We start from the raw sequence: 16,088 nt of genomic DNA on the forward strand, positions 1-16,088 counted from the left end.
GACGTCGTCGACCAGGGTCACAACCCCAACCGGCCGGAGCCCCCCGACCCAGTGACCACCACACGACTCGTCGGGCTGGGGCGAAGCCCCGTTAGAAATCTAGAGCCAGGTGTCTTCCGACGACGTCGTGAGGAACGCTTCGAGGTCGTCGCGCCACGGCGCGGGCACGGTCTTGTCCGGTTCGATGCCGGTGTACTGCCCGCGGTAGAACAGCAGCGGTCGCTCCTCCCTGATCTCGCTCAGGGAGGAGACCCGGCCGAACGCGACCCAGTGGTCGCCGCCGTCGTGCACGCTCTCGAGCGAGCAGTCGATGTGGGCGAGCGAACCGGTGAGGATCGGTGAGCCCAGCGGCGACTCCGTCCAGTCGATCCCGGCGAACTTGTCCGGATCCCGGGAACCGAAGCGGGCGCACGACGACTGTTGTTCTTCCGCGAGCACATTGACGCAGAAGATGCCACTGCGCTCGATCGCCGCCCACGACCGCGACGTCTTGGTCGGGCAGAACAGCACGAGCGGGGGTTCGAGCGACAGCGCGGCGAACGACTGGCACGCGAACCCCACGGGCTCGCCGTCGTCGATCGTCGTGATGATGGTGACGCCGGTGCAGAACTGGCCGAGCACCGTCCGGAACCGTCGCGGATCGATCGCCTCGGCCGCGACGGCCCCGTCCCCGGTCACCTCGCTCACGGCTGCATTCCGACGCTGAAGTCGTGACCCCACAGGCTGACGGCCGTGCTCTCCCTCGCGATCCAGCTCTCGTCCTCCACCTGACGTCCCTCGCAACCGAATTCGACGTCGAAGCCGCCGGGGGTCTTCATGTAGAACGACAGCATCAGGTCGTTGACGTGGCGGCCGAGCGTGGCCGACATCTTGACCTTCTTGCGGAGCGCGCGGTCGAGGCACAACCCGACGTCGTCGGAGTTCTCGACCTCGATCATGAGATGCACGATGCCGCTGGGCGTGGGCATCGGCAGGAACGCGAGGCTGTGATGCCGCGGATTGCAGCCGAAGAACCGCAACCACGCCGGCTTGCCGTCGGCGGGCCGCCCGACCATCTGCGGGGGCAACCGCATCGAGTCGCGCAGGCGGAAGCCGAGGACGTCGCGGTAGAAGCGCAGCGACGCCTCGTCGTCCGTGGTCGAGAGGACGACGTGCCCGAGACCCTGCTCACCGGTGACGAACTTGTGCCCGTACGGGCTGACCACCCGCCGATGTTCCAGGGCTGCGCCGTGGAACGCCTCGAGCGTGTTGCCGGACGGGTCCTCGAACGTGATCAGCTCGTCGACCCGGCGGTCCTGCAGCTGCTCGGCGGTCCCCTCCTTGAACGCGACGCCGGCCGCCGACAGGTTGTCGCGGACCTCCTGCAGCTCCGCGGCATTGGCCGTCTCCCAACCCGACACCGACAGCCGGTCCTGCTCCCCGGGGAAGATCACGAGGCGAGCCGGAAAGTCGTCCATCCGCAGATACAGGGCGTCCGGGTCGGAGCCCTTGCCCTCGACCATGCCGAGCACCTTCAGACCGTATTCGCGCCACGCGGCCATGTCGGTGGCCTCGATGCGCATGTATGCCAGTGAACGAATACTCATCACTTACCCCCGTCCAGGAGGAAATCGGTTGCCAGGCGATTGAACTCGTCGAACTTCTCCAGCTGCGCCCAGTGTCCGCAGCCGCCGAAGACGTGCAGCTGCGCCCGCGGAATCATCTTCAGCGCCACCAGCGCCCCGTCGAGCGGGTTGACCCGGTCTTCGCGACCCCAGATCAGCAGCACGCGCTGGCGCAGCTTGTAGGCGTCGCGCCAGAGCATTCCCAGCTCGAAGTCGGCCGAGGAGAACGACTTTCCCATCGCCTTGGCGGCGGCGAGCGACTCGGGCGTGCTCGCCGCGGCGAAACGCTCGTCGATCAGTTCGTCGGTGATCAACTTCTGGTCGAACACCATGATGCGCAGGAACGCCTCGAGATTCTCGCGCGTGGGTTGGTACCCGAACTTGCCGAGGTTCCTGACGCCCTCGGTCGGGTCCGGGGCGAACAGGTTGACGCTCAGTCCGCCCGGACCCATCAGGACCAGCCGGCCCGCCCGGTCCGGGTAGTCCAGCGCGAAACGCACTGCCGCACCGCCACCGAGCGAGTTGCCGAGCAGGTGGACGCGTCCGCCGATGTCGAGCGTGTCGAGCAGATCCTTCAACGCGGACGCACTGTGCACGAAGTACTGCGGGTGCTCGGTCGGCTTGTCCGATAACCCGTATCCCGGCTGGTCGACGGCGAGCACGTGGAACTTCTCGGCGAGAACCGGGATGTTCCTGGCAAAGTTCGACCACGACGAAGCGCCCGGACCGCCGCCGTGCAGCAGCACGATCGTGGTGTCGTTGCCGACCCCGGCCTCGTGGTAGTGCAACTTCAGGTCGGGCCGCACCTGGGCGAACTTCGAGGTGGACTCGAATGTGAGGGCCTCTTCGGTAGTCGTCACGCGTTCTCCTAGACCATCGTGTCGGTGACGGGCAGACCGAATTCGCCTGTGCCGTACATGACGTAGGCGCGCTCGGGATCGTTGGCCGCGTGGACGCGTCCGGCGTGCGCGTCCCGCCAGAAACGCTGCAGCGGCGTTCCGTTGGCCAGCGCGGTGGCCCCCGAGCTCTCGAACAGTTTGTCGATCGACGAAATGGCGCGGCCCGTGGCGCGCACCTGGTCGCGGCGTGCCCGCAGCCGCATCTCGAACGGGACTTCCTCACCGGCGACGAGCAGTGCGTATTCGTCGGCGACGTTTCCGGACAGCTGGCGCCAGGCGGCGTCGATGTCACTCGAGGCCTCCGCGATGCGGACCTTGGCGAACGGGTCGTCTTTCGCCTTCTCACCGGCGAACGCCGCGCGGACGCGCTTGCCCTGATGTTCGACGTGCGCATCGTAGGCGCCGTAGGCCATCCCGACGATCGGCGCGGAGATGGTGGTGGGATGGATTGTTCCCCAGGGCATCTTGTAGACGGGCGCGGTGTTGCGCTCGAGCCCGGGTGCGGTGAGGTTGCTCATCGCCTTGAAGCTGAGAACGCGGTGCGTCGGGACGAACACGTCGTCGACAACCACGGTGTTGCTGCCGGTTCCGCGGAGTCCCACGACATTCCACACGTCGTCGATCCGGTAGTCCTCGCGCGGGATCAGGAAGCTGACGAAGTCGACCGGACGCCCGTCCTTGATGACGGGCCCGCCGAGCACGGCCCAGCTCGCGTGATCACAGCCGGACGACCAGGCCCAGGCACCGTTGACCGTGTATCCGCCGTCGACGACCTGGCCGGCGCCCATCGGCGCGTACGAGGACGAGATGCGGACGTCGGTGTCGTTGCCCCACACGTCTTCCTGAGCCTGCTGGGAGAACAGTGCGAGGTGCCAGTTGTGGACACCGATGATCGACGAGACCCATCCGGTGGAACCGCAGGCGCTCGCGATCTTCCGCACCGCGGAGTAGAAGAGCACCGGATCCGCCTGGTAACCACCCCACTGTGCGGGCTGGAGCAACCGGAAGAATCCGGTCTCCTGGAGCGCCTTCATGGAATCGTCGGGGATACGACGTAGATCCTCGGTCTCCTGCGCACGCTCTCGCAGCGTCGGCAGTAGTGCGTCGAGCCGCTGCATCACCTCGTGACTGTCATGGTCACCCACAGGACGCTCCTGTCTCGTTCGATGGTTCACTTATCTTCTGAGACTAGAACACGTTCCCATTTATGTCGAGATACCGGCAAAGGTGCTGTTTGACGGCCCGGGTCTGGAAGAAAGCACCCGAAAATCTGGCGGATCGTGTCGAAGTTCTATAACGTGTTCTACTAACAGCATGAAGGGATGTGAGGGCACAATGGCGCAGATTCGCGAGATCGATGTGGGCACGGTCCAGACCCGCTTCGCGCGTGGTTGGCACTGCCTCGGTTTGACCAAGACGTTCAAGGACGGCAAACCGCATTCGATCGAGGCATTCGGCACCAAACTCGTCGTCTTCGCCGACAGCAAGGGCGAACTGAAGGTTCTGGACGCGTATTGCCGGCACATGGGCGGCGACCTGTCGCAGGGCACCGTGAAGGGCGATTCCGTGGCCTGCCCGTTCCACGACTGGCGCTGGGGCGGCAACGGCAAGTGCACCAGCATTCCCTACGCACGCCGGGTTCCGCCGATCGCCCGCACCCGGGCCTGGCTCACCCTCGAGCAGAACGGCCAGCTGTTCGTCTGGAACGACCCGGAGGGCAATCCCCCGCCGGAGGACGTGACGATCCCCCGCATCGAGGGCGCATACAGCGACGAGTGGACCGACTGGACCTGGAACTCGATGCTGATCGAAGGTTCCAACTGCCGCGAGATCATCGACAACGTGGTCGACATGGCGCACTTCTTCTACATCCACTACGCGTTCCCGACGTACTTCAAGAACGTCTTCGAAGGCCACATCGCGACGCAGTACCTCAACACGAAAGGTCGCCCCGACGTCGGGATGGCGACGCAGTACGGCATGGAATCGCTGCTGCGCTCCGAGGCCGCGTACTACGGGCCGTCCTACATGATCAATCCGCTGTGGAACAGCTACGGCGGGTACGAGGTCGAGAGCGTCCTCATCAACTGCCACTATCCGGTGACGAACAATTCGTTCGTGCTCCAGTACGGCGTGACCGTCAAGAAGCCGACCGGCATCGACGACGAAACAGCCGACAAGCTGGCCGCGAAGTTCACCGAGGGCATCGCCGAGGGATTCCTGCAGGACGTCGAGATCTGGAAGAACAAGACCAAGATCGACAACCCCCTGCTCTGCGACGAGGACGGTCCGGTCTACCAGCTGCGACGCTGGTACGACCAGTTCTACGTCGACGTCGCCGACGTCACCGACAAGATGACGCGGCGCTTCGAGTTCGAGGTCGACACCACCAAGGCCAACGAGGCCTGGCAGCACGAGGTCGACGAGAACCTGGCCCGTCAGAAGGCCGAACGCGAGGCCGCGGAGCGGTCCGAAAGCAAGGAAGCGCAGGTCTGATCATGAGTGCCTCGACCGAATGGGCCAAAGCTCCCGACTTCGCCGGGCAGCCTGCTCGGCTCGAGGCCATTCATGCGCAGACGTTGGCCGACAAGGCCAATTACCTCGACGACGGCATGAAGGAAGTCGAGTGCCGGACGTGCGGAACCTGTGTGCTGGTGCGCAAGAACAGCCTCGAGCACACAAGCGTCCAGTGGACGGACGACCCTGCAAAGACGTGCCCGACGTTCCGGGACGCCGTCGGAGAGGGACAGTCCACCGCGCTCCGCGAGGGGTGCCCGCGGCTGTGGGACAGTATCGATCACGCGGTGATGGAGGGGTTCATCGACGTGCGAGATCGCGTCGAATAGTCGTTGGCACGCTGCGCGCGGATGCGTCGCCCAGTGTGACATTCGTGCAGTCAGTGCGGCTTCGGCCTGCACGAATGTCACATTGGGCGCTTAGGCTGGATGTGCCGTCGGATTCGGCGGTTCCAGCCGAACCGGAGGCGTGCCATGACAGGCCGAATCGTGCACTTCGAGATCCCTTTCGACGACGGTGACCGCGCACGAGCGTTCTATCGGGACGCGTTCGGGTGGGCCATCGCCGAGATCCCCGATATGGACTACAGCATGGTCACCACCGGACCCGTCGGCGAGAGTGGCATGCCCGACGAACCCGGGTACATCAACGGCGGCATGATGCAGCGCGGGGAGGTGACCTCTCCCGTGGTCACCGTCGACGTCGAGAGCATCGAATCCGCCCTCGAAAGGATCGAATCCCTCGGTGGCAAGACCGTCACCGGCAGGACCCCCGTCGGGAACATGGGATTCGCCGCGTACTTCACCGACTCTGAGGGCAACGTCGTCGGGCTGTGGGAGACCGCCCGCTGACCCGTGAGTACTTATTAACCGCCCGTGGTTAATAAGTACTCACAGGCGCTCGCGTTGCAGTTCGAGCGCAATGTCGATGAGCTGGTCTTCCTGCCCGCCGACGAGCTTGCGCTTACCCGCGCGGACGAGGAGTTCGGCGGACGAGACGCCGTACCGCTCGGCCTGGCGTTCGGCGTGCTTGAGGAAGCTCGAGTAGACACCGGCGTATCCCATCATCAGCGCCTGGCGGTCGAGGAGGCATTCGGCGGGCATCGCCGGACGCACCACGTCCTCGGCAGCGTCGGCGATTGCGAAGAAGTCGATCCCCGTCTTGACGCCGATCTTGTCGCACACGCCGACGAACGCCTCGACCGGCGCGTTGCCGGCGCCGGCACCGAATCGTCTTGTGCTGCCATCGATCTGCTTGGCACCTGCGCGGACCGCGGCGATCGAGTTGGCCACACCGAGTCCGAGGTTCTCGTGACCGTGGAATCCCACCTGCGCGTCCGAGCCGAGTTCCTGCACCAGAGCCTCGACGCGGTCCGACACCTGCTCGAGCACGAGCGCGCCGGCGGAGTCGACCACGTACACGCACTGGCAGCCCGCGTCGGCCATGATGCGGGCCTGCTTGGCGAGCTTCTCCGGTGCAATCGAATGCGCCATCATCAGGAAGCCGACGGTCTCGAGACCGCGGTCGCGGGCCAGCCCGAAGTGCTGGATGGACACGTCCGCCTCGGTGCAGTGCGTGGCGATGCGACAGATCGAGGCGCCGTTGTCCTGGGCGACGATGATGTCGTCCTTGATGCCGAGGCCCGGCAGCATCAGGAAGGCAATCTTCGCGTTCTTCGCCGTGTCGACGGCGATCGAGATGAGTTCCTGCTCCGGCACCTTGGAGAACCCGTAGTTGAACGAGGACCCACCCAGTCCGTCGCCGTGCGTCACCTCGATGACCGGGACCCCGGCGTTGTCGAGCGCACCGACGATGGCCCGGACCTCCTCACCGGTGAACTGGTGCCGCTTGTGGTGCGAACCGTCCCGCAGGGAGGTGTCGGTGACGCGGATGTCCCAGCTGGCGTCGAAATGGACCATAGTGCTCATGCCTCCACACTCAGGAGCTTCTGGGCGATCTCCTCGCCCACCTTGGTTGCCGCTGCGGTCATGATGTCGAGGTTGCCCGCGTACGGCGGCAGGAAGTCGCCTGCGCCCTCGACCTCGACGAACGTCGTGACTGTCGCCTGCCCGCCCGACACGATGCTCGGGTCGTCGAACTGCGGTTCGTTGAGCAGCCGGTAGCCGGGGACGTACTGCTGGATGTCCGCGACGACGCGGTGGATGGAATCGGTGATGGCGGCGCGGTCGGCGTCCTCGGGGATCGCGCAGAAGATCGTGTCGCGCATGATCATCGGCGGGTCGGCCGGGTTGAGGATGATGATCGCCTTGCCGCGCCGCGCTCCGCCGATGGTCTCGATGCCGCGGCTGGTGGTCTTGGTGAACTCGTCGATGTTGGCGCGGGTGCCCGGGCCCGCGGAGACGGACGCCACCGACGCGACGATCTCGGCGTACGGCACGTCGACGACGCGGGAGACCGCGTACACGATCGGGATCGTGGCCTGCCCTCCGCACGTGATCATGTTGACGTTGGGGGCGCCGAGGTGTTCGAGCAGGTTCGCCGGCGGCACCACGGCGGGTCCGACCGCGGCCGGTGTCAGGTCGACGGCGCGGATGCCGGCGGCCTCGTACCGCGGTGCGGCCTCCCGATGCACGTACGCGGACGTGGCCTCGAAGACGAGGTCGGGTTTCTCCGGCTGGTTCAGCAACCAGTCGACACCCTCGGCCGACGTCTCCAGTCCCAACTTGCGGGCGCGTGCCAGGCCTTCGCTCTCGGGGTCGATCCCGATCATCCAGCGGGGTTCGAGCCACTCGGATCGCTGCAGTTTGTAGAGCAGGTCGGTGCTGATGTTGCCCGAACCGACGATCGCCACACTTGCCTTGGTCATGAACAAACTCCTACTTGAACTGCAGGGATACGGATCCGAGCCCACTGAACTCGGCGCGGAAGTGATCGCCTGGGTGCGCGTCGATGGCGCGGGTGCACGATCCGGGCAGCACGATGTCGCCGGCCTTCAGCCGGACGCCGAAACTCTCGACCTTCTGTGCGAGCCAGGCGACGGCCGTCACCGGGTTGCCGAGCACCGCGTCGCTGCGCCCCTCGGCCTTGGTCTCGCCGTTGCTGGTCAGGACCGCATCGATGGATGTGATGTCGATGTCCGCGGGCCGCACTCGGTTCTTGCCGAGCACGAAACCGGCGGACGACGCGTTGTCCGCGATCGTGTCCAGCAGCGTGATCTTCCAATCGGTGATCCGGCTGTCGATCAGCTCGATGGACGGCGCGAACGCCACGGTGGCGTCCAGGACGTCCTGCTCGGTGCAGCCGGCGCCGGGGAGGTCGGCGCCCAGCACGAACGCGACCTCGACCTCCACACGCGGGAAGCAGAACCGCGCCGTGTCGACGGGCTGGTCCTCGAAGACCTCCATATCGGCGAGCAGGTGGCCGTAGTCGGGTTCGTCGACGCCCATCATCTGCTGCATGGCGAGGGACGACAGGCCGACCTTGTGCCCGACGACCTTCGCTCCGTCCTGCAGCCGGCGGCGGATGTTGATCAGCTGGATCTCGTAGGCGTCGACGACGTCGATGTCGGGATGGTCCGCGGTCAGGGGGCCGATGGGAGCGCGGCCCCGCTCCGCGGCGTCGAGCTGATTCGCCAACTCGGTGCGTAGTTGCGTCGAGAGCATGGTGTGAGGACCTTCCGTGAAGTTCGTTTGTGTGCGCACGCCCACCGGTTTCCACTGCAACGTGTTTCGTTCTTGTTTGTTGGCGTCAGTAATACTTCCTGGCAGAAAGGATGGACTGACAACCCCATCATTCTATAACGTGTTCTACATGAGCAAGCACGAATACGACATCGTGGTCGTCGGAAGCGGTGCCGGTGGAATGACCGCGGCCCTCACCGCGGCCCACAAGGGACTCAGCGTCGTCATCCTCGAAAAGGCGCCGCACTTCGGCGGCTCCACCGCGCGCTCCGGCGGTGGCGTGTGGATCCCCAACAACGAGGCGCTGATCGCCGCGGGAGTCGAGGACACGACCGACGCCGCGCGGACCTACCTGCACAGCATCATCGGTGACGTCGTCCCGAAGGACCGGATCGACGCCTACATCGACCGCGGCCCCGAAATGCTGTCGTTCGTGCTGAAGAACAGCCCGCTGAAACTGCAGTGGGTGCCCGAATACTCCGACTACTACCCCGAGGCCCCCGGCGGACGGCTCGGCGGACGGTCCGTCGAGCCGACACCGTTCGACGGCAGGAAACTCGGCGCCGACCTCGCGAGGCTCGAACCCGACTATGTCAAGGCGCCGTCCAATTTCGTGATCACCCAGGCCGATTACCGCTGGCTGAACCTCCTGATGCGCAACCCGCGCGGCCCGCTGCGCGCCGCCCGGGTCGGGCTCCGGTTCCTCGGCGCCAAGCTCACCGGGAAGCGCCTGCTCGTCCGCGGTCAGGCGCTCGTCGCGGGACTGCAGGCCGGGCTGAAGGCCGCCGGCGTCCCGATCCTGCTCGACACCCCGCTCACCGACCTGTATGTGGAGGACGGCGTGGTCAGGGGCGTCAACGCGACGGTCGACGGACAGCCGCAGGTGTTCCGGGCGCGCCGCGGCGTCGTGATCGCGTCGGGCGGTTTCGAGCACAACGACGAGGCCCGCAAGAAGTACCAGCGGGCACCGATCGGCACCGAATGGACCGTCGGCGCGAAGGCCAACACGGGCGACGGCATCTGGGCGGGCGAAAAGCTCGGCGCCGCGCTCGATCTGATGGAAGACGCCTGGTGGGGACCGTCCATCCCACTCACCGGGGGCCCCTGGTTCGCGCTGTCCGAGCGGAGCCTGCCGGGCTGCATCATGATCAACGAATCCGGCAAGCGCTTCGTCAACGAATCCGCGCCATACGTCGAGGCGACGCACGCGATGTACGGCGGCACGCACGGCCAGGGCGACGGACCGGGCGAGAACGTGCCGTGCTGGCTCGTCCTCGACCAGCGTTACCGCGACCGCTACGCGTTCGCCGGAGTCACCCCCCGCTCGCCGTTCCCCGGTCGCTGGCTGAAGGCCGGTGTGATCGTCAAGGCGGGCACCGTCGCCGAGCTGGCCGGGAAGATCGGCGTGCCGGTCGACGCGCTCGCCGAAACGGTCTCGCGTTTCAACACTTTCGCCCGCAACGGCAAGGACGAGGACTTCGGCCGTGGTGAGAGCGGGTACGACCACTACTACGGGGATCCCCGCAACAAGCCCAACCCGAGCCTCGGGGCGCTCGAGAAGGCGCCGTTCTTCGCCGTCAAGATGGTCCCGGGCGACCTCGGCACCAAGGGCGGCCTCCGCACCGACCGCAATGCGCGCGTGCTGCGGGAGGACGGCAGCACCATCGAGAACCTCTATGCGGTGGGCAATGCCAGCGGCCCGGTGATGGGCCACACCTACGCCGGACCCGGCGCGACCATCGGCCCGGCGATGACGTTCGGCTATCTCGCGGTTCTCGATATCCTCGACAAGTCCTCCCGGACCGATTCCCCGACGTCACTCACCGGAGACACCACCAATGCCCATTGATCCGAACATCGCCATCGGAGCCGAACTGCCCGTTCAGGAGTTCTCCTGGACCAGTTCCGACGTGCAGCACTACCACCTCGCTCTCGGTGCCGGATCCCGTCCACTGGACGAGAGGGAGTTGCGGTACCTGACCGACGGGAAGCCGCAGGTGCTCCCCACGTTCGCCACGGTGGCCGCGAATTTCCACGCGACCGAGGCCCCCCGTGTGTCGTTCCCGGGCGTCGAGATCGACCTCGCCAAGGTGGTCCACGGCAGCCAGGAAGTGACCGTGCACCAGCCGATTCCCCCGGAGGGCAAGGCCCGCACCACCACCCGCATCGCCGAGGTGTGGGACAAGGGCAAGGCCGCCGTCATCGTGCAGGAATCGACGACCACCGACCCCGGCGGCACTCCCCTGTGGACCGGGCGTTCGTCCATCTTCGCCCGCGGCGAAGGCGGTTTCGGCGGTGAGCGCGGACCGTCCCAGTCCGTCGAGTTACCCGACCGGCCTGCCGACGCCGAGGTCGACACCCCCGTCCTTCCGCAGCAGGCGCTGATGTACCGGATGTGCGGCGACCGCAACCCCCTGCATTCCGACCCGAAGTTCGCTTCCGCCGCAGGGTTTCCCGCCCCGATCCTGCACGGCCTGTGCACCTACGGAATGGTGTGCAAAGCGGCCGTGGACGCGGTACTCGACTCGGACACGTCGCAGGTCGCGGGCTTCCGAGTCCGGTTCGCGGGCGTGGTTTTTCCGGGCGAGACGCTGCACACGCGAATCTGGCGGGAGGAGGGCAGACTACTCATCTCGGCCACGGTTCCCGAGCGTGATCATGCCCCGGCCCTGGCCGACGTGGTACTGACCCTGGCCAAGGGGTGACAGTTACCGAAAGTTGACCGAATGTGCCCAGTTCGGGCGGATGTTCGCAATTATCAGGCACGATGCCGCAACACTTTGTACGCTTTCCGGGACCTCATCGAGACGTGTCAACCGATGGTCGGGACGGTTCCACGGCTCTCCAACGAGCAGTAGCGAACAAAGGGGGGACCTCGTGTCCCAGCGCAGACATCTCCGTCCCGTGCGGCGCGCTGCCGTTGCCGGCGCTCTAACGTTCTGCGCGACCGCCCTCATCGCTCTTCCCGCGAATGCCGCACCGGTCGCGGGAAGTTCCGACAGCGGCAGCACCGGCGGCAGTTCGATGGGTTCTTCCGTCCTCCCGACGCCCATTCCCACCCCGACCGGGCTGGCCGCGCTCGCGGCCGCGACGACCCAGACTGGCAAGCCTTATCTGTGGGGTGGGACGGGTCCCGACGCGTGGGACTGCTCGGGGCTGGTTCAGTGGGCATTCCGGCAGGCAGGGGTGAATCTGCCACGCACCACGTGGGAGCAGGCTGAGGTCGGCGCCCCCATTCCGCTGTGGGCAGTGGCTCCCGGCGACATCGTGGTGCTCAACCCGGATGCGTCGCACATCGGTATCTACGCGGGCTTCGGTCAGGTCTTCAATGCGTACGGACGCGGCGTGCCCGTGGGTCTGGCGCCGCTGTCGCAGTTCCACATCTACAGCATCCGCCGGTTCTGACCCTCGGCCGTGGGTGTGCGTCTGCCGACGTACGGCCACACCGCGACGAGGAACAACACCACCACCGCGACCGGCCCGAGCAGGGACGCCCACGCCGGCCCGTCCGGCAGTGCCGCTGCCAGACCGGCCGCGGCGCCGGTGACGACCGCCCCCAGCAGTAGCGTCGGGATTCCCGGTGCGAGGCCGGTGTACGCGACGAGCAGCAGTCCCGTCGCCGCGACACCCGCGGCGGCCGCCGCGAGCGCGGACGCGTTGCCCAGGACGAGCGCGACCAACGCCCCCTGCACCGCGATCACCGCTACCCATCTCATCGGAGTGCCCTCGGCGGCCGGCGGGCGCGATCGGCGAGGGCCAGCGCGAGATCCAGTGCGGAATCGTCGTCCCACGCCACCACCGGGACCCCGAGAACACCCATGTTCCGGTACATGTTCCGCCGCTCGAGCCGCCACATCCTGCCGGTCATCGGCTCGAGTTCGTACTCGAACGGCGGGCCGCGGAGCACGTCGACGGCCACGACGACGTGACCGCGCCGCCTCAACTCCAGCAGTGACAGCGCGAAGTTGGTGTCCAGCATGGTGGAGAACGCGATGACCACGGCCCTCGGCGGCAACGCGACCCGCGGGACGAGTGTGCCTTCGGAGGCACCGGCCTCGGAGTCGAGCACGGTGTCGAGGATCCGGTAGAACTGCCTGCGTCCGATGTCGGCGCCGAGCCACCGCAGCCGGAGCCCGTGGGCGACGACCCCGGCCCGGTCGCCGCGCTGCAAGGCCGTCTGCACCACCTGCGTGGCCCCGCGCACGGTCCGGTGCAGGCTCGCCGACGCCGGGCCCGGCGCCTGCGGCGTGGTGTCGAGTACGGCGACGACGTCCGCGGCGCGGTCCATGATCCGTTCGGTGACGTGGAGCCGGCCGCGCCGGGCACTCACCGGCCAGTTGACGCTGCGCAGCGGGTCTCCCGGCGTGTGGGGGCGGATGTCCCCGAACTCGACGCCCGAACCGAATCGGCGGGTGCGGTGCGCGCCGATGCGGTCCGGAAGGGTGGCGTGGGGCAACGGAGTCGGCATGGGTGGCGCCAGCGGGAACACCCGCAGCTCCGCGACGGGAACCGGCAGCGAAGCGGTCAGCAGGCCGCCGCCGGCACGTGCCGTGACCGTCAGTGCGGGTTCGTACCGGCCCCATCGATCCGCCGACACCACGTAGTCGCCCTCGCCGACCTGATCGACCGTGTAGCCGTCGGACGGTGCCGGTGTCACCGCGAGCTCCGCCGCGCCACAACACGCCGTCACATCCACCGAGAAGTGCACGGACTCGGATTCGAAACACCGCAGCATGTGCGCCGACGCCTCGACCCGGACGCCGGTGGCCGGACGGGGCAACCACGTCACCGTGCCGAGCGCACCCAGCATCGGGGCGGCGAACACGATCAGTTCCCACCACCGCCCCACGACACCCGCCGTCAACGCCACAGCGGCGCAGGTCGTCAATGCGAGGGCTGCCGGCGACGCCCGCCACGTCAGCTGGTGCTCCGTCATCGTGCCCTCGGCGCGGGGAGACGGCGCAACAGTTCCGCGAGGACGTCGTCGCTGCGGATACGGCGCACCCACATCTCCGGGCGCAGGCTGATGCGGTGCGCGACAGCGGGAACGGCCAGGGCCTTGATGTCCTCGGGAATGACGAAGTCCCGGCCCGAGAGGAGGGCTCGCGCCCGAGCCAGCTGGACGAGGTCGAGCTCCGCGCGGGGGCTGGCCCCGACCTCGACCTGCGGGTGATGCCGGGTGGCGTTCGCGAGCGCGACGACATACCCGAGGACGTCGTGATGAACACTGACCTGCTCGAGCGATTCGCGCATCGCCAGGAGGTCGGCGGCATCGACCACCTGCTCGACGACGACGGCGGCGGATCCCCGGTCGAGCCGTCGGCGAAGCATCTCGTGCTCGTCGGTCTCGGTGAGATACCCGAGCCGCAGGCGGAGCGCGAACCGGTCCAGCTGCGCCTCGGGTAGCGGGTAGGTGCCCTCGTACTCGATGGGATTGTCGGTGGCGAGCACGATGAAGGGACGCGGCAGGATCCGGGTGGTGCCGTCGACGCTGACCTGCCCCTCGGCCATGGCCTCGAGCAAAGCGGCCTGGGTCTTGGGCGGGGTGCGGTTGATCTCGTCGGCGAGGAGCAGGTTGGTGAAGATCGGGCCCGGACGAAATTCGAAGCGTCCCGACGGCATGTCGTAGATGGTGGCGCCGAGCAGGTCGGCGGGCAGCAGGTCGGGGGTGAACTGGACGCGCGTGAAGTCGAGCCCGAGTGCGGCAGCGAAAGATCGTGCCACCAGAGTCTTTCCGAGTCCGGGCAGATCCTCGATGAGCACGTGTCCGCCGGCGAGTACCGCGAGCAGGATCGACGTGAGTTCGTCGTGCTTGCCGACCACCGCCCGTTCGACCTCCGCCAGCACCGCGTGGGCGCGCGCGGTGGTGACCTCGGCGGGCATCGTCACAGCTGCTCCAGCCGTTGCAGGATCCGGTCGAGCACATCCCGGCCCGGACCGGGTGCGGCCCTGTCGGAGCGCTGCACGCACTCGGGATCGACCCACTGCCACAAGTCGCCGAAGAACACCTCACCCGCGGCGGCGGTGTCGGCGGGGTCGAGTCCCTGCCGCTGTCCGGTGGACTGCTGGAACTCGCGCGCCAGAAGCGGACGCAGATGGTGATCCCAGTCGCCGCGCGTACCGTCCGCCCAACTGATCAGTGATTCCGTCCGCGCCATCCAGCGGGCCGTGGCCTCGGCTCGTTCCGCCTCCAGGCCGGGCGGCTGGTCGTCGACGTCCCCGGGTGCCATGCGTCGCCGAATCTCGAACAGCACCAGCGCGGTCACCGCTCCCGCGATCAGCACGGCCGCACTGTACCGACCGGCGGCCACCAGCGGGACCTCCACGGCCAGCACCGCCCCGACACCGGCTACCGCGACGGCGAACATGCGCCGCTCCCCAGGTCGTCGAGCACGCGCCGGAGCAGATCCGCGGCCTCGTCACGGTGCTGTTCGCCCATCGGATGCAGGCTGAACCGCGCCTCGGAGAACAGCCGCACCAGCGGCGCCGCAGCCTCGAAGTGCAGCGCTCCGAGTTGCACTGCGCGAGCCAGCACTTCGGACGGGGTGTCCGACTCCCGCGGTTCGGCGCCCGGGGCCCCGCGCAGCGCATCTTCCATGGCGGCGTAGCTGGCGATGATGGCCTCACGCGGCGGCAGAGTCGGGGCCACGACCACGGCGAGACCTTCCTCCGCCGCCCGGGCCAGCGACTGCGAGGCGGCCGGACTGTCGGGGGAACTCGCCGCGGTCCAGGCGCCGGCCCGAGCCCGGAGGGGGCGCCGGGCCACGGCACCGAGGATCAGCACGGTCACCAGCATCGGCCCGACAATCGCTGCCGCGGTCCACAATTCCGTCAGGTCCTCGCGGGCCTCCTCCACCGTGTCGGGTGGCGGACGTATGTCGGCGGGCACGGACTCGTCGGTTCGGCCGGCCCCATTGTCGGTGGCCGGGCTCGCCGGCGACGGTTGACGGTCCGGTGGCTGGTCACCGCCGGCGGACCCGAGGAAGAACGCCGCGGCCACGAGGAGCGAGGCGAACGCAGCCCATCCGAGAATGTGCCGGCGCGAGACCGAGGACCCGGTGTCTCCGGTGAGCCCTACCGGCGGCGGGTCGGGCGCGACCCGCGGCCGACCGCTGCGAAGGGCGGACGCCAGCGCCACCGCCGCGACGACGACGGCGATCGCCGAGAGGATGATGAGAGCGCGCGTCGCACCTGCGCCCGGCTCCGACGGTGTCGCGGGGGTGTCGGGCGCGGGGACCACCCGGACGGCAAGGGTGACCGTCACGACGGCCGCCAGCAGGGCGACCGTGTGGACGACCCTGCTTCGCACGCGACGGTCCGGCATCCTCACTCCCGAGTTGCTCCTCCATCGTGACACGCGGGGACCGGGAAAATCACCCGTTCACGGCGGCGGACGGCGCAGCATGTTCCGGACGTATCCATCTACG

General features: G+C 67.7%; 18 protein-coding genes. 6 read left to right on the top strand and 12 right to left on the bottom strand.

Annotated features, from left to right (window positions below):
• Positions 1-99 precede the first annotated feature (99 nt).
• Genes hsaB through hsaA form a run of 4 tightly spaced genes read right to left on the bottom strand, consistent with a single transcriptional unit; the run spans position 100 to position 3,648 of the window.
• The gene (gene hsaB / locus ACFVJ3_RS18800; RefSeq protein WP_378453456.1) at positions 100-687 is read right to left on the bottom strand and encodes a 3-hydroxy-9,10-secoandrosta-1,3,5(10)-triene-9,17-dione monooxygenase reductase subunit; all 588 of its coding nucleotides are present in this window, start codon (positions 685-687) and stop codon (positions 100-102) included.
• Complete coding sequence (gene hsaC / locus ACFVJ3_RS18805; protein ID WP_378453457.1) at positions 684-1,586, bottom strand: iron-dependent extradiol dioxygenase HsaC; 903 nt, start codon at positions 1,584-1,586, stop codon at positions 684-686. The genes hsaB and hsaC overlap by 4 nt, the downstream gene beginning before the upstream one ends.
• The gene (hsaD, locus tag ACFVJ3_RS18810; protein WP_378453458.1) at positions 1,586-2,464 is read right to left on the bottom strand and encodes a 4,5:9,10-diseco-3-hydroxy-5,9,17-trioxoandrosta-1(10),2-diene-4-oate hydrolase; all 879 of its coding nucleotides are present in this window, start codon (positions 2,462-2,464) and stop codon (positions 1,586-1,588) included. Before hsaD ends, hsaC begins: the two co-directional genes overlap by 1 nt.
• Positions 2,465-2,472: 8 nt before the next feature.
• On the bottom strand, positions 2,473-3,648 hold the full coding sequence (gene hsaA, locus ACFVJ3_RS18815; protein WP_378453459.1) for a 3-hydroxy-9,10-secoandrosta-1,3,5(10)-triene-9,17-dione monooxygenase oxygenase subunit: 1,176 nt from the start codon (positions 3,646-3,648) through the stop codon (positions 2,473-2,475).
• A gap of 190 nt (positions 3,649-3,838) precedes the next feature.
• Here hsaA and ACFVJ3_RS18820 point away from each other — a divergent pair, with 190 nt between their 5' ends.
• From ACFVJ3_RS18820 to ACFVJ3_RS18830, 3 genes are all read left to right on the top strand, one after another.
• The gene (locus ACFVJ3_RS18820; RefSeq protein WP_378453460.1) at positions 3,839-4,999 is read left to right on the top strand and encodes a Rieske 2Fe-2S domain-containing protein; all 1,161 of its coding nucleotides are present in this window, start codon (positions 3,839-3,841) and stop codon (positions 4,997-4,999) included.
• 2 nt (positions 5,000-5,001) lie between these two features.
• Positions 5,002-5,349, top strand: coding sequence for a hypothetical protein (locus tag ACFVJ3_RS18825; RefSeq protein ID WP_378453461.1), 348 nt, complete (start codon positions 5,002-5,004; stop codon positions 5,347-5,349).
• Positions 5,350-5,493: 144 nt separating this feature from the next.
• Positions 5,494-5,871, top strand: a complete 378-nt coding sequence (locus ACFVJ3_RS18830; protein WP_005574864.1) for a VOC family protein — start codon at positions 5,494-5,496, stop codon at positions 5,869-5,871.
• A 39-nt stretch (positions 5,872-5,910) separates the two neighbouring features.
• Here ACFVJ3_RS18830 and dmpG read toward each other — a convergent pair whose 3' ends face one another.
• The 3 genes from dmpG to ACFVJ3_RS18845 are packed head-to-tail and all read right to left on the bottom strand — an operon-like array spanning position 5,911 to position 8,643.
• The gene (gene dmpG / locus ACFVJ3_RS18835; RefSeq protein ID WP_112301955.1) at positions 5,911-6,948 is read right to left on the bottom strand and encodes a 4-hydroxy-2-oxovalerate aldolase; all 1,038 of its coding nucleotides are present in this window, start codon (positions 6,946-6,948) and stop codon (positions 5,911-5,913) included.
• Entirely contained in the window at positions 6,945-7,847 is a 903-nt protein-coding gene (locus ACFVJ3_RS18840; protein WP_378453462.1) for an acetaldehyde dehydrogenase (acetylating), read from the bottom strand. The genes dmpG and ACFVJ3_RS18840 overlap by 4 nt, the downstream gene beginning before the upstream one ends.
• A gap of 10 nt (positions 7,848-7,857) precedes the next feature.
• On the bottom strand, positions 7,858-8,643 hold the full coding sequence (locus tag ACFVJ3_RS18845) for a 2-keto-4-pentenoate hydratase (protein WP_378453463.1): 786 nt from the start codon (positions 8,641-8,643) through the stop codon (positions 7,858-7,860).
• 148 nt (positions 8,644-8,791) lie between these two features.
• Here ACFVJ3_RS18845 and kstD point away from each other — a divergent pair, with 148 nt between their 5' ends.
• The 3 genes from kstD to ACFVJ3_RS18860 all read left to right on the top strand — a co-directional run bounded on the left by kstD (position 8,792) and on the right by ACFVJ3_RS18860 (position 12,066).
• Positions 8,792-10,510 carry a 3-oxosteroid 1-dehydrogenase gene (kstD, locus tag ACFVJ3_RS18850; protein ID WP_378453464.1) on the top strand — a complete coding sequence of 573 codons (1,719 nt, stop codon included), beginning with the start codon at positions 8,792-8,794 and terminating at the stop codon, positions 10,508-10,510.
• Positions 10,500-11,366 carry a MaoC/PaaZ C-terminal domain-containing protein gene (locus ACFVJ3_RS18855; protein WP_378453465.1) on the top strand — a complete coding sequence of 289 codons (867 nt, stop codon included), beginning with the start codon at positions 10,500-10,502 and terminating at the stop codon, positions 11,364-11,366. The genes kstD and ACFVJ3_RS18855 overlap by 11 nt, the downstream gene beginning before the upstream one ends.
• 172 nt (positions 11,367-11,538) lie before the next feature.
• Positions 11,539-12,066, top strand: a complete 528-nt coding sequence (locus ACFVJ3_RS18860) for an NlpC/P60 family protein (RefSeq protein WP_378453466.1) — start codon at positions 11,539-11,541, stop codon at positions 12,064-12,066.
• On the opposite strand, the gene ACFVJ3_RS18865 is transcribed toward ACFVJ3_RS18860, so the two are convergent.
• The 5 genes from ACFVJ3_RS18865 to ACFVJ3_RS18885 are packed head-to-tail and all read right to left on the bottom strand — an operon-like array spanning position 12,045 to position 15,985.
• Positions 12,045-12,377 (bottom strand): hypothetical protein, encoded by a 333-nt coding sequence (locus tag ACFVJ3_RS18865; RefSeq protein ID WP_378453467.1) that lies wholly within the window; start codon positions 12,375-12,377, stop codon positions 12,045-12,047. The two genes, ACFVJ3_RS18860 and ACFVJ3_RS18865, sit on opposite strands and share 22 nt — an antisense overlap.
• Positions 12,374-13,597, bottom strand: a complete 1,224-nt coding sequence (locus tag ACFVJ3_RS18870; protein ID WP_378453468.1) for a DUF58 domain-containing protein — start codon at positions 13,595-13,597, stop codon at positions 12,374-12,376. The genes ACFVJ3_RS18865 and ACFVJ3_RS18870 overlap by 4 nt, the downstream gene beginning before the upstream one ends.
• Complete coding sequence (locus tag ACFVJ3_RS18875; RefSeq protein WP_005263839.1) at positions 13,594-14,550, bottom strand: MoxR family ATPase; 957 nt, start codon at positions 14,548-14,550, stop codon at positions 13,594-13,596. The genes ACFVJ3_RS18870 and ACFVJ3_RS18875 overlap by 4 nt, the downstream gene beginning before the upstream one ends.
• The gene (locus ACFVJ3_RS18880) at positions 14,547-15,029 is read right to left on the bottom strand and encodes a hypothetical protein (RefSeq protein WP_378453469.1); all 483 of its coding nucleotides are present in this window, start codon (positions 15,027-15,029) and stop codon (positions 14,547-14,549) included. Before ACFVJ3_RS18880 ends, ACFVJ3_RS18875 begins: the two co-directional genes overlap by 4 nt.
• The gene (locus ACFVJ3_RS18885) at positions 15,011-15,985 is read right to left on the bottom strand and encodes a DUF4129 domain-containing protein (RefSeq protein WP_378453470.1); all 975 of its coding nucleotides are present in this window, start codon (positions 15,983-15,985) and stop codon (positions 15,011-15,013) included. Before ACFVJ3_RS18885 ends, ACFVJ3_RS18880 begins: the two co-directional genes overlap by 19 nt.
• Positions 15,986-16,088 lie beyond the last annotated feature (103 nt).

Origin of the sequence: Rhodococcus sp. NPDC127593 (assembly GCF_042671975.1) — a bacterium.
Lineage (GTDB): Bacteria > Actinomycetota > Actinomycetes > Mycobacteriales > Mycobacteriaceae > Rhodococcus_F.